Here is a 13,262-nt window from a genome sequence, read left to right on the forward strand (position 1 = left end):
AATTATTTGTTTTTAAATGAATGACCTTTTTTCGCCGGCATATTTCAGGCTTTTTTATCAAACAAAAAAAATGAACGGGAGGTTAACAAATAAGCCCTCAAACAGCGACAGTTATCCGGCAAAAAAAGTTACACTTTAGATTGTTTCTAAATTGATTGAGACCTACTTTTGACCGCTGAAAACAGTATAAAATATCGTTTTAATCTAACAAATTTTGATATGTCTTGGCTTACCCAAACACTGACAAGCTCCATCGGCAAAAAACTGGTCATGGCGTTGACAGGCTTGTTTTTGTGCTCTTTTTTAATTGTTCACATGAGTGGAAACCTGCAATTATTTAAACACGACGACGGCTTGGCGTTCAACGTTTATGCCGTTTTCATGACGACCAACCCGCTTATTAAAACCATCTCGTACGGTCTATACGCTTTTATTCTGCTTCATGCCTTTGAAGGTCTTTATTTGGCGTATCAAAACCGTCAGGCTCGCGGGGCAAAACGCTATGTGTCTTACAACGGCAAAGCGAACAGCACTTGGTTTTCACGCAATATGGCCATTTTAGGTACCGTACTTTTGGTATTTATCGTGGTACACATGTCCAATTTCTGGTTTGAATATAAGTTTGGATATGTCCCTTATACCCAATATGAGCAAAATCTCGCCACGGGTGAGGTGACGGCAACTCCTTACGAAGGTGAAATTAAAAATAAACTGGAAGAATTTGTCCGTGAAGACACCAACACCCGCGTAGTCATTGCCAAAGACCTGTACCGCAGCGTAATGGAAGGTTTCAAAAATCCACTGTTGGTATTCTTCTATGTGCTTTCGATGTTTGCTGTTTCTTTCCACTTAGTACACGGGTTCAGAAGCGCTTTTCAAACACTGGGCATCAATCACCTGAAATACAACGGCTTACTTAATTTTCTGGGAATCGGCGTATTTGGGATCATCATTCCTATCGGTTTTGCACTGATGCCACTGTATTTCTACTTTAAAAGTATGTAAAGAATCGGTTATCGGCGCTGTTCTCCTGCGCTCAATAACCCATTAACGACTAATAATTAACAATTCACTGTTATATGGCAACCTCCCCCAAATTGAACGCCAAAACTCCCGACGGGCCGTTGGAAACGAAGTGGACCAAATACCGCTCCACCGTTCCGCTCGTCAACCCGGCCAACAAACGAAAACTGGAAATTATCGTAATAGGAACGGGGCTGGCAGGTGCTTCGGCGGCAGCCACTCTGGCCGAATTAGGTTATTCCGTCAAGGCTTTTTGTTTTCAGGATTCTGCCCGCCGCGCACACTCCATTGCGGCACAGGGTGGAATCAATGCCGCTAAAAACTACCAAAACGATGGTGACTCTACTTATCGTTTATTTTATGATACCATCAAAGGAGGTGACTACCGCGCCCGTGAAGGAAATGTGTACCGTCTGGCCGAAGTGTCAGCAGGTATCATTGACCAATGTGTAGCGCAGGGAGTACCTTTTGCCCGCGAATACGGCGGTCTGCTTTCCAACCGTTCTTTCGGGGGAACACAGGTTCAACGTACATTTTACGCGGCAGGACAGACCGGTCAGCAATTGTTATTGGGCGCTTATTCGGGCCTCCAACGTCAGGTAGGTCTGGGCGCTGTCAAAATGTATACTCGCCACGAAATGCTTGACGTAGTGGTCATCGACGGCAAATGCCGTGGAATCATTGCCCGTAACCTGGTCACCGGAGAAATCGAACGCCATTCGGGTCATGCTGTATTGCTTTGCAGCGGTGGCTACGGAAACGTCTTTTATCTTTCCACCAATGCAATGGGTTCTAACGTTACTGCCGCATGGAAAGCACATAAAAAAGGGGCTTTCTTCGGTAACCCCTGCTTCACGCAAATTCACCCAACCTGTATACCGGTATCAGGCGACCACCAGTCGAAACTGACGCTGATGTCGGAATCACTTCGGAACGACGGACGTATCTGGGTTCCTAAAAAACAAAATGACAATCGTCCTGCCAATCAGATTCCCGAAGAAGAGCGCGATTATTATCTGGAACGCCGTTATCCGGCCTTCGGAAACTTGGTTCCTCGCGACATCGCCTCGCGTGCTGCTAAAGAACGTTGCGATGCAGGTTACGGAGTAGGTACTTCCAAAATGGCCGTTTATCTTGATTATGCGGCGGCCATTGAGCGTTACGGCAAAGGTGAGGTGAATAAACTCAACATCCACGACGCTACGCCTGAAAAAATCATCGAACTTGGGAAAGGCGTAGTAAAAGAAAAATACGGTAACCTGTTTGATATGTATCAGCAGATCACCGGCGAAGACCCTTATGAAGTACCGATGCGTATCTATCCGGCAGTCCACTATACAATGGGCGGCCTTTGGGTAGATTATAACCTGATGACGACTGTACCGGGTTTATATGCTTTGGGCGAAGCCAACTTCTCCGACCACGGCGCCAATCGCCTCGGAGCCAGTGCATTGATGCAGGGATTAGCGGATGGGTACTTTGTTATTCCTTATACTATTGGGGCATACTTAGCCAATGAGATACGCACAACTCATATTTCGACGGATCAGGCAGAGTTTGTAGATGCGGAAAACAAAGTAAAAGAGCGCATTACTAAATTACTTTCCATTAAGGGAAAAACCTCTCCCGAAGTATTCCACAAACGTCTTGGCAAAATCATGTGGGATAAATGCGGAATGGCCCGTAATGCTAAAGGCTTACAAGAAGCAATCCTGGAGATTCAGGCCCTGAAAAAAGAATTTTGGTCAGATGTAAAAGTAATGGGCGATGCCGATGAATTCAATCCTGAACTTGACAAGGCCGGCCGCGTAGCAGACTTTATCGAATTAGGAGAGTTGATGTGTACCGACGCCCTCAATCGTAACGAATCCTGCGGCGGTCACTTCCGTGAGGAGTATCAAACCGAAGAAGGCGAAGCACTTCGTGACGACGAGAATTATATGTTCGTATCGGCGTGGGAACACAAAGGCGAAAGTGCCTGGGAGCTTCACAAAGAGGATCTGATCTATGATAACATCAAAATCGCGCAACGGAGTTATAAGTAGAAAAGTTTTCCGTTAACTGTTATCCGAAAAATGGATGAAATTCGTTCTTTCCGGGATTTAAAGTGTTGGAAAGAGGGGGTTAATCTTCGTAAAATGGCCAAACCACTTTTAGACAGATTTCCGGCGGATGAAAAATACCGATTAACGAATCAACTTATTAGGGCTTTGCGCTCTGTTACTAATAATATTGCTGAAGGGTTTGGCAGATATCATTATCAGGAAAACATTCAATTTTGCAGAATTAGCAGGGGTTCTCTTACAGAAATTCAAGACCATTTTTTGATTGCTCTTGAAGAAAACTATATAACTAATGATGAATATCAATCAATTGATACACAGACTGAAAAATGTCTTGCTCTCATTAATGGTTATATTAATTATCTTAGAAAGCGTAAAAGTATCGATACAGATAACAGTTAACGGACAACAGTTAACAAATAACGAATAACACAAAATGGAAGGAAATATGAATCTGACCCTCAAGGTGTGGCGTCAGAAAAATAAAAAAGATTTAGGTCGTATGGCGACCTATCAATTAACAGGCATCTCACCTGACATGTCGTTTTTGGAAATGTTCGACGTATTGAACGAACAACTCATTAACGAAGGGCAGGAACCCGTTGCGTTTGACCATGACTGCCGCGAAGGGATCTGCGGTGCATGCTCAATGTACATCAACGGGCGCCCTCACGGCCCTAAAGGTGCCGTTACGACGTGCCAACTTCACATGCGCAGTTTCAGCGATGGCGATACCATTGTTGTTGAGCCTTGGCGCGCCAAAGCTTTTCCTGTTATTAAAGACTTGGTGGTAGACCGTTCTGCGTTTGACCGCATTCAATCGGCCGGAGGATACATTTCGGTAAATACGGGTAATGCGCAGGATGCCAACAGTATTCCGATCTCGAAAGACAATGCTGATGAAGCTTTTGAAGCTGCCGCGTGTATCGGTTGCGGAGCGTGCGTTGCTGCGTGTAAAAACGCATCAGCTATGCTGTTTGTATCAGCGAAGGTTTCGCAACTCGCGTTGCTCCCACAAGGTCAACCGGAACGCAAAATGCGTGTAGAACGCATGGTAGCACAAATGGACGACGAAGGGTTTGGGGCATGTACCAACACCGGTGCCTGCTCGGCAGAATGCCCGAAAGAGATTTCACTTGAGCATATTGCCCGCCTGAACCGCGAGTATCTGGGCGCAAAATTGACTTCTGAAAGAGTCTGATAATAAATATCATACAACAAAAAGCGCCGGTTGGTTTTGAATCAATCGGCGCTTTTTGTTGGTGCAACAGTTCGATTTACTTTGTTATTTTCTGCACATATCGCTTGCCATCAATAAAAAATACCAATATATAATTGCCTTGGGGAACCGAAAAAATGGAAAAGTAATTGCCAATTCTTTCTTTTTTGGTAGCTGATTTACCCAACCAAACCTGATTTTCTATTTTTAGTTTCATTAGCTCTTTGCCTGATACATCAAACAGATAAGCCTCAGGCACATTATAGTTATCGGACGTTATATACAGATGGTCTTTAAAAGGGTTAGGAAAAACCGAAACTGTCGGCTCTTCTATATTTTCTATCCAATAATTGAATGCAAGACTAAAATCAGTACTGATGGGAATATAATTTGCATTGCCCTGTTGTGTCGCATTGATAACCAAAGTGATAGGTATGCCTACCTTATTCAAGCCGACTTCTTTTAATATATTTTCGTAATTCGGTTTTAAATAGACAGTGTCATTACTGATATAAAAAAGTTTGGCGGTTATCTCATTGTTGTCAATACCTTTAAACGTCAAAGGCAGTTTGGAAGAAGCATGCACAGGGAGCTTAAATGGAAAACTAAGGGTTGATACATTGTACATTATCTCATTCGCATTTAATCCTTCAAGGGTGATGGTTTGTGCGTAGCGTTCAACCCTCCAAAAAAGCCGTTGAGTATTGGCCGAGTGAGTAGAGGTAGCTTCATGACTGATCGTAACAACAAAAGGCCCCGGTTTCCCGGTTGGATACACCACTCCATCTTTAATGAAAGCGCTCTCTCCTTGCGTTGTTACATTTAAGGCTTTATTTATATTAACCGAATAAGAAAAAGCGAAAGGTTTAAAATCGACATACATTGTGGTATCAATAGGACGAGCTCGAATGATAGAACTCTGTAATGTCGGCAACCCCACACGTATATCGGTATAAAAAAGATCACCTCCATTTGCCGATTGGGCAGTTAACGTTATGGAACCTTCTTGTCCTCCCAAAACCAATTTCTTTCCTTCTACACGAGCAATTCCATCAACCGAATAAGGTTCCACTCCACCGTCAGAGTATGAATATTTCACAGCTCTGACTTTTACAATTACATCAGAGCCATCCGAACTATACGTTTCGAATGTTATCCCATTTTTCTTCAAACTATCCGAAAGAATAATTTCTGAAGGTAAGTTTCTAACCTCTACCCACCGCGTATTTTTCGTGCTGTACAGATATATTTTATTATCCAAAACCGCCAATATATCATGATTAGGAAGTACATCCACGTATTTGTTCAAGGTTGGCGTATAAAACGCTTGATTGAAACTGGTTCGAAACATTCCCTTAACAGTAAAACTGCTGTCTTTTGTTAAATCAGGCAATATTTTATCAAACCCTACCAAAAGCAATGAATCCCTTCCTGCAATGCTTTCATATTTTTGGTAATAATGCGTAAAACTAGTGAATGTCGGATCCAATTTAAGGTATTTATCATTGCTCGGGTCGTAACGATAAACACTACCTCCACAACCTTCCAAGCATTCACCATCAAATAAAAATAAGCTATTCCATACTTTCTTAATGTGCACAATTGGCATACCCATTCCGAATCTTTGGCGCAGGATAATTTCTATAAATTGCTTATCTCTCTTTCCATTGGCCTCAAATCGCCCGCCTGCATGATAAATTTTTCCGTCATCGTTTACTACAATATTGGTGGTAAGTTTCCCTCCTTCCCACAAGAATGCGTCATCAGCTTTACCATCAAAAAAATACCGATTGACTTTATCATTATTTGAGGTATAAATATGCCTTCGAAGCGTATCAACATATACTATCTGGCCTGAAAGGCCGGTCAGGTAGTTTTGATTATTCGCACCATCTATAACCACTTTTTCAGCATTCGAGGTCTGCAACAGTACAAGATTTCCTCCCAAATAAAAGATTCGGTTTACAGATTCCGAAAAACGGTATACTTCTACGCCTTGACGAAACTTTACGAAACGTTGAATATTTGAATAGGGATAAGGGTCTTTGTAACCAACCCAAAAATCTGAGTTTGTAAGTGACTGAATATTAGTTATTTCTTCCTGAAACGTGTCTGTTGGAATTTTTCTGTTGATAGGAGTTATTGCCAGCGTTTTAATGTCTAATCTGTACGTTTTCAAGCCTTTGTCGGCATAATATAAATAATTATTTTCAACATGAATCGACTCTTCATCTACATCCGAAATTCGTATAATTGACAGCTTTCCCTGCTCATCCAAAAAAGCAAAGCCTTTCTTTTCAATTTTAAAAGTTACATACCGAGTAGCAGTAGATTGCAGATAGATATAATTTGTATTAGGATCGTTGTTGATCAGCGATAAGGTCGCTTTAAAGGAAAGCACATTCCCTTTAAAGTCTATTTTTAAGAGTTCTCTTAAAGTGCCAAATTCTTTAGTGCTTTTAACAAGTATAGTATCCCCATGAAATGTACACTGCTGCCATAGGAAAGCTTCTTCACTCATACCTAATTGTAGAGTTGATTTTTCAAAAACTAAGTTATTGGTCGTCAGCAATTGCTCATGAGGTTTTAGTTTGTACAATTGCAACGCATCTGCCTGATTGTCATTATCTTTAATGACCAATACCCATACATTTTTTTCAGGATCAACCCTGATTTCCTGTAAAGAAAAGCCATTGTTGTCTGTAGTGATTTTCGGGCTGAGGAAAGTTGTATTAATCAATGACTGCCTGTTTCCCTGTAAATTATAAACATTTGTCTGTACTTTATATCCGTATTGAGTATTGACAGAACCATTTGTAATGATACGATCATTCTCAACCTTGGTGACTGCATGATCTTTGATGTCCAGTGAGATTTTACCAAAGGTTTTCAAATCAAAATAATTAACGCTAAAAGTACTGTCACTCGACCTGTTTGAATATGGGACAAACCAAAACCCCTCTTCGGTAAGACTGTTACGAATATACGTTCCTAAAAAACTCCCTTTTATATTTCCCGCCGTATCAATCACAGCCGACTCAACGGTGTATTTACCTATAACGTTTTTTAAAGGACGTTCAACACGGGCTATCATCGTCTTGGAATTGAACGCTATTATGGCTTGAATTTTATAAGCCGGCAGTTCAAAGGTGGCGTTTTCAAATTTGAATGCAGTATCAGGTGCATAGATTTGAGCCCACAAAACGCTTGAGCTAAACATTAAAAAAAAGCAGATCGTTAATTTCATAACTGCCAAAAGTAGAAAAGGTGAAGAATGTCAGTAAAATTAACTAAAAAACCAATGTCCGGAAATAGCCTCGAAACTTCAATTTACTTTATTCATCCGGAATGAAATTCTAAATCCATTTTGGTATCTATATGGTTCTCACTACCTTGTTAAAAGCTATGGAAAAATGTTTGCCAATGCGACCCATAAACGTTAAAAAATCTTGAAGTATAACGGGCAATAAATTCCCCATTTAGCCCATTGGCACAGCCTTTTTGTCTGCTTTATAAAGTTAAAGTCCTTCCATCATTCTCCCGCACGACAAAAGCCATGCAGGAATAACACTTAAGGCCATGAAATACGTAATCAACCTCTTCTTAGCAATCTGCATTGCGTTGGCAAGTATTCTCTCTATTTGCTGTGTTATAATCTCTATGCCGTTGATCCTGTTCTTTGGTCGCCTCTCAGAGCCTTCCACACATCCGGATTCGTTTTCCGCTCTGTAAATTTTTTATAAAAAGAACCAAAAAATATCCGACTTTTATCAAGTAAGTATTGTAATCTATGGCCTTTAGCATTGCATATTCTGAGCTTCACTCTTTTCAGGAAAGTATATTCAACGTGATTTTGGTTTTGTATTTATCTGTTTTTGGCAAATAAATATACCAAAAAATAGTTTTTTGATATGCTATATTTTTGGTATATTCGCATGAAAATATACTATATTTTCTCCATTATCTCCTAACCGACCAAACCTGACAATAAATTTAAAGCGATGAAATTTGTAATCAGCCTTTTTTTAGCATTTTACCTAACGCTAGCCTGTATTTTTTCTATTTTCTGTGTCGTACTCTGTATTCCAGTTATTTTGTTTTACGGCCGGTTCTTTTCTTCTTCACTAAATTCAAATTCATTTCCTCCGGCGTAAAGTTTCCTTATTTCCGGCTATCCCGGCAATGGGAGCATTACCAAATAGAAACTGCTCTTATTCTTTATGTCGCATAAAACTCTTTGATTCCCCTATCCTTCGACCCAACACTTCGATTGATTTTTTCTTTTCATATATTTATCTGCCAAAACCGGCTATTGAATTTATATTCTTTAAGTATTCTTACGGAAGTCAATCAATTCTCCTGAATTAGCAGTACATTGTACGTAAATACTACTGATTTGATACTTGAAGAAATTTTTGACAGTACCCAAAGGTATTTACCTCAGGTAAATTTTGACTTGGCAATCATCAAACATGAACGTTTTGGAGAAGAAGCCATAAAAGTAGTTTGTACTGTCAATAATTTAACTGCAAAACGAATTATACGCAGGATCTACGAAAATCCTTTCAGCATAAGCACATGCTGGTTCATTGATGAGAGAGAAGTGAATAATTATTACTCATCCATCCTCGAAAATATCTACGAGTCGCAGGTCAAAGGCGGAGCTGTTCTTGTCTATTAGATGCCTTTCCTGATTCCCATCACAACCAATTACACTTCCTTCCTGTTGCCATTTTATCTTTTTTCGATTCGCCAACGCATGACCGGTTCGCCTTATTTTACATTTTTTCCCCGGCTCAAAGGATACTGATATTGGTATAATCCAAATTTTTTTTACCGTTAATTAATTTTGTAGGCATTTACTAATGAATATTTTCGTAGATTTATCTACCAAATTTACCCTACCCAAAAATTTATTAAAATTATGGCTACAATTGAATACTTCGTAAGTTCGCGAGCTGAACATGAGTATGTGGTACATTCGAGGATCAACAGCGAGTATTTTTTAAATTTAAAAGCTGAGCAGGCTATAAATGCAGCGCTAGGATGGCATGGTGGAAAGATTGGAAAGTATCGGTTCGAAGTAAATGTCTTTACTAAATCTTCAAAGCTTGGCATCAACAACGGAAAAGTTTGGAAGCTCTGCATGTGGGAAGGCGACAAAGGAATGGCAAATGGTTGTGTTGTCAATTATGATCGCGGGTGGCAGCTGAAGCCTTTAAAAGAATATGAACCTTATATCCTCCACATTTTGAGATTATACAGTTGATCGATATCTATTCTCCACTGAAAAAGCCGCTGTGATAGCGGCTTTTTCAGTGAGAAAACCCGGAATCAGATCTTCATACTTTTTTATGCGGATTTGCTTTTACTTAAATACTATAAGTACATTGGCTAAAATAGTTTGATGTATTTCGTATTTGTTTGACGGCAGCGGCCGACCGCCCCATCCGGGGTCAAACAAATAACGCAAAGTATTTTTAATGAACTACTTATATAGATATAGCGTATTTACTCTACAAACTCAATCCGACTCCATTTTTCGGGCAAATGGGTATCATAAATCCCATGAGGGGTCAGGGCCATGGCCGGATGAGGCTGCACTTCTTTGCCGCCAACCATGAGTTTTTGAAATCTTCCTAAAAAAAGAGTCCAGACATCTCCATTGACCGGAGGTAATGAGCGGCCGTTGGCCAACAGTTGCAAACTGCTCCAGGGAATGGCAATTTCCAGACTCCATCCTTTGTCAATATCCCTATTGTCGTTTAAAGTTCCATCCACCTGAACAGCCGTTTGCAGGCCCGGCATATCAAAATTCGTAAAGGCCCAACGAACCCCGCGAGGATGTGTACCTTTCCAGAAAGACGCTCCGCTGCGGTCATAATCACCGCCAAAGGTGTAGGCTTGCGACTGATGGACGTCAAATTCGGGAATGTCAAATTTACTTCCTTGGGTATAAGCATCTTTCCAGATAAAAAACACTTCATAAACCGTATTGGCTGCGTTTACTTCCAATTCATAATAACAATCGCCACCATCAATGAATACTTCCAAATCATTTTCCAGAAAAACAATGCTGTCGCGTTCAGTTTGATACGCCTCCACAAGGGGTTCTTCGGCAATGAAAGCAATATATAAATGTGTATCATTCCAAAGAACTGCCGTTTGTGTGTTATACATTCCGGTATCGCCGGTGACCATATCTACCAATCTCTTACTCCATTGCGCACTTTTCCATATGTCTTTACGAACATCTCCGTCCACATTGATAGATTCCGCAATTTTTCGGGCTGTATAGTCCACTAAAGTCTTCATTGACCGGGCAGTTTACTTAGAAAAAATTGGCTCAATACTTCAGGCCATCTATACCGTTCTCAACTTATAACTGTCTGATTTTAATGTTTTTAAAAAACACCTGATCGCCATGGTATTGAAGTAATATTCTGCCTTTTTCACCGGTTCCGAAATTAGGATAGTCTTTGTATTTGCTCATGGCAATGAGGCGGCGGTACTCATCGCTGTTGCGTTCGTATTCTACTACTTTTACGCCATTGAGCCAATGCTCGGTATGATTGCCTTTTGAAACGATCTTGGCCGTATTCCACTCTCCGATCTTGCGAACAGGCTTGTTTTTAGCAGCAGGAATCAAGTCATATAATGATCCAATGGTTCGGTTTCCGTCGCGCCCCATCTTGGCGTCGGGATGTTTGTCATCGTCCAACAATTGAAATTCCAAGCCTAAACCTGATGTGGGAAGGTTGGGATCTATAAAGTATTTAATGCCGCTGTTGCCACCTTCGACGAGTTTGAAATCCACACTCAGCTCAAAGTTGCTGAATGCTTCGGTGGTCACGATATCTCCGCCTTTGCCTTCCGAAGGCTCCACACTCAGCACGCCATCGCTGATTTTCCAGCCTTTTTCGGGGAATTTATCAAGCGACGCGCCTCTCCAACCTTCTGTTGTTTTACCGTCCCACAATAATTTTACACCTTGCTTTTTCTCCGCAGCAGAAAGGGTATTGGGTGCCTGTTGGCTAAATCCAACGCCGCAAACAGATAAAAGAAGAAGCGTAAATGTTGTTTTAGTGAAAGTGTATTTCATTTTAGAATAGATTTTATTGAATTATGAATAAATTTTTATCGACGATTCACTTTTAAATTTTGGTCTATGATTCTATTATTATAGAATGCTTATAGCGCCAATTCTACTCCATTGGTTGGCCGAAATTTCGCAAATTTCCTTCATAATTCCGGCAGAAAATCGCTTTAACTGCTTCTCCTTTTTAACTTTTCCTTCTATTAGAGATGTTAAAGCCAAGGCTTTTAATAAATTTGGCACAGACAACAGTACAAAATTAACGACTGAGAAGCTCCTGCTGTCTCTAAATTTTCCGAAACCACAAATAAAAATATAGTATCAACAACCAATACTAAGATGAACGCAATTGTTTTAGAGGAACCCGGAGTTCTCAAAAAAATTCAAAAAGAACAACCTCAACAACCTCAGCCTAATGAAGTTCTGCTGAAAATGAGAAGACTGGGTATCTGCGGAACCGACCTCCATGCTTTTAACGGCAAACAGCCTTTTTTTTCCTATCCAAGAATATTGGGGCACGAAATTGCAGCTGAGGTGGTCGCTTTGGGCGAGCAGGTAAATCATTTAAAGATCGGTGACCTATGTGCCGTAATGCCTTATCGAAACAAAGAAGTAGATCAAGCCGTACGACGCGGAAAAACCAATTGCGGCAGTACATTGAGCGTTTTCGGAGTACACGAAGACGGCGCCATGCAGGAATACATTACTTACCCCGCCGATCAGGTTTTTCCGGCCAATGAATTATCGCTTGATCAAATCGCCATGATCGAACCGTTGGCTATTGGCAGTCATGCCGTAGAAAGAGCCGATATCCGGCCCGATGATATTGTTTTGGTGGTTGGTGCGGGGCCTATCGGTATCGGGACCATAGCCATGGCATTGCTGAAAGCCGCTAAAGTAGTGGTGCTTGATATGAATCAAAACCGACTGGATTACATCAACACCTATTTTCCGTCGGTTTCCTGTATCCAACTCAATGATGTGGTAATAGATTCTTTAAAAACCTTACTCAACGGCGATTTGCCAACGGTTATTCTTGATGCTACCGGCAATAAAGAATCCATGCAAAAATGCCTAGAATACGTAGCTCCCGGAGGAACGATTGTCTACATCGGACTTTTTATCGGTGATATCGTCTTTCACGATCCGCTTTTTCACCGCAAGGAAATCACCTTGAAGGCTTCCAGAAATGCCGTTGCGACTGACTTTACGAAACTGATTCGGCTCTTAAAAGCAGGTTTGGTTTCTATTGATGGCTACATTACACACCGTTTGGCGTTTGGAACCCTGAATGAAAGCTTCACAAAACTCTATTTACCGGAGGAACGCGTGATCAAAGCCGTTGTCGAATTTGAATAAATGACTCAAAAGCCTACGTAATAAAAAAGTTCGGTATACTGAAATGAGCCTACTTCATAAGTAAAGGGTTCCGAAATTTTCTGTTTAATAAAAATTTAATTCTTAATTTTTTTGAATAAATGCGCTATTGCATATATATTTGATGATATTACCCTACTTAAAAAACCATAAATAATGTTTACACACAAATCACTCTGCCCTATAACGGGGTTAGAGATTTTACCCTACAAAAAGCCCGATGAAAGTTTCAGGGGCATTCAGTACTTCATCCCAAGCATAAGTGACAATCTGTTGGTTTCAATCGCAGAAAATGTACTTCAAAACAGTGAGCTGCGTAGCGAAATGATAGAAAATCGCGAAAAATTCACAAAAAATCTCCGGATGGTTTCAAAACTAAGACAGGAAATATTTGTCTCATCAGGCAACTGGTGGTTGTTTTTGAAATAAAATCCGCATGAATTTTGGTTTTTGTACGGGATATTTTGCAAATCACCACCTTAAA

At 40.7% G+C, this 13,262-nt stretch carries 11 protein-coding genes; 8 read left to right on the forward strand and 3 right to left on the reverse strand.

Annotated features, from left to right (window positions below; all coding sequences use genetic code 11):
• Positions 1–219: 219 nt before the first annotated feature.
• The 4 genes from ACQY73_RS03430 to ACQY73_RS03445 all read left to right on the forward strand — a co-directional run bounded on the left by ACQY73_RS03430 (position 220) and on the right by ACQY73_RS03445 (position 4,287).
• Positions 220–1,005 carry a succinate dehydrogenase cytochrome b subunit gene (locus tag ACQY73_RS03430; RefSeq protein WP_428661476.1) on the forward strand — a complete coding sequence of 262 codons (786 nt, stop codon included), beginning with the start codon at positions 220–222 and terminating at the stop codon, positions 1,003–1,005.
• Positions 1,006–1,079: 74 nt separating this feature from the next.
• The gene (locus tag ACQY73_RS03435) at positions 1,080–3,068 is read left to right on the forward strand and encodes a fumarate reductase/succinate dehydrogenase flavoprotein subunit (RefSeq protein ID WP_428661479.1); all 1,989 of its coding nucleotides are present in this window, start codon (positions 1,080–1,082) and stop codon (positions 3,066–3,068) included.
• A 30-nt stretch (positions 3,069–3,098) separates the two neighbouring features.
• Positions 3,099–3,488: a four helix bundle protein gene (locus ACQY73_RS03440; RefSeq protein ID WP_428661482.1), complete on the forward strand. Its 390-nt coding sequence runs from the start codon at positions 3,099–3,101 to the stop codon at positions 3,486–3,488.
• A gap of 46 nt (positions 3,489–3,534) precedes the next feature.
• The gene (locus tag ACQY73_RS03445; RefSeq protein ID WP_428661485.1) at positions 3,535–4,287 is read left to right on the forward strand and encodes a succinate dehydrogenase/fumarate reductase iron-sulfur subunit; all 753 of its coding nucleotides are present in this window, start codon (positions 3,535–3,537) and stop codon (positions 4,285–4,287) included.
• Between the two features lie 76 nt (positions 4,288–4,363).
• On the opposite strand, the gene ACQY73_RS03450 is transcribed toward ACQY73_RS03445, so the two are convergent.
• Positions 4,364–7,552: a T9SS type A sorting domain-containing protein gene (locus tag ACQY73_RS03450; protein WP_428661488.1), complete on the reverse strand. Its 3,189-nt coding sequence runs from the start codon at positions 7,550–7,552 to the stop codon at positions 4,364–4,366.
• 332 nt (positions 7,553–7,884) lie between these two features.
• On the opposite strand from ACQY73_RS03450, the gene ACQY73_RS03455 reads away from it, so the two are divergent.
• From ACQY73_RS03455 to ACQY73_RS03465, 3 genes are all read left to right on the forward strand, one after another.
• Positions 7,885–8,037: a hypothetical protein gene (locus tag ACQY73_RS03455; RefSeq protein ID WP_428661491.1), complete on the forward strand. Its 153-nt coding sequence runs from the start codon at positions 7,885–7,887 to the stop codon at positions 8,035–8,037.
• Positions 8,038–8,701: 664 nt separating this feature from the next.
• Complete coding sequence (locus ACQY73_RS03460; RefSeq protein WP_428661494.1) at positions 8,702–8,986, forward strand: hypothetical protein; 285 nt, start codon at positions 8,702–8,704, stop codon at positions 8,984–8,986.
• 243 nt (positions 8,987–9,229) lie between these two features.
• The gene (locus tag ACQY73_RS03465) at positions 9,230–9,574 is read left to right on the forward strand and encodes a DUF7678 domain-containing protein (RefSeq protein ID WP_428661497.1); all 345 of its coding nucleotides are present in this window, start codon (positions 9,230–9,232) and stop codon (positions 9,572–9,574) included.
• Between the two features lie 242 nt (positions 9,575–9,816).
• On the opposite strand, the gene ACQY73_RS03470 is transcribed toward ACQY73_RS03465, so the two are convergent.
• Positions 9,817–10,620: a carbohydrate-binding family 9-like protein gene (locus ACQY73_RS03470; protein WP_428661499.1), complete on the reverse strand. Its 804-nt coding sequence runs from the start codon at positions 10,618–10,620 to the stop codon at positions 9,817–9,819.
• A 64-nt stretch (positions 10,621–10,684) separates the two neighbouring features.
• Complete coding sequence (locus tag ACQY73_RS03475; protein ID WP_428661502.1) at positions 10,685–11,407, reverse strand: 3-keto-disaccharide hydrolase; 723 nt, start codon at positions 11,405–11,407, stop codon at positions 10,685–10,687.
• 333 nt (positions 11,408–11,740) lie between these two features.
• Here ACQY73_RS03475 and ACQY73_RS03480 point away from each other — a divergent pair, with 333 nt between their 5' ends.
• Positions 11,741–12,760 (forward strand): zinc-binding alcohol dehydrogenase family protein, encoded by a 1,020-nt coding sequence (locus ACQY73_RS03480; protein ID WP_428661504.1) that lies wholly within the window; start codon positions 11,741–11,743, stop codon positions 12,758–12,760.
• Positions 12,761–13,262: the final 502 nt, after the last annotated feature.

This window comes from Runella sp. (genome assembly GCF_965279615.1).
In the GTDB taxonomy this organism is placed as follows: Bacteria; Bacteroidota; Bacteroidia; order Cytophagales; family Spirosomataceae; genus Runella.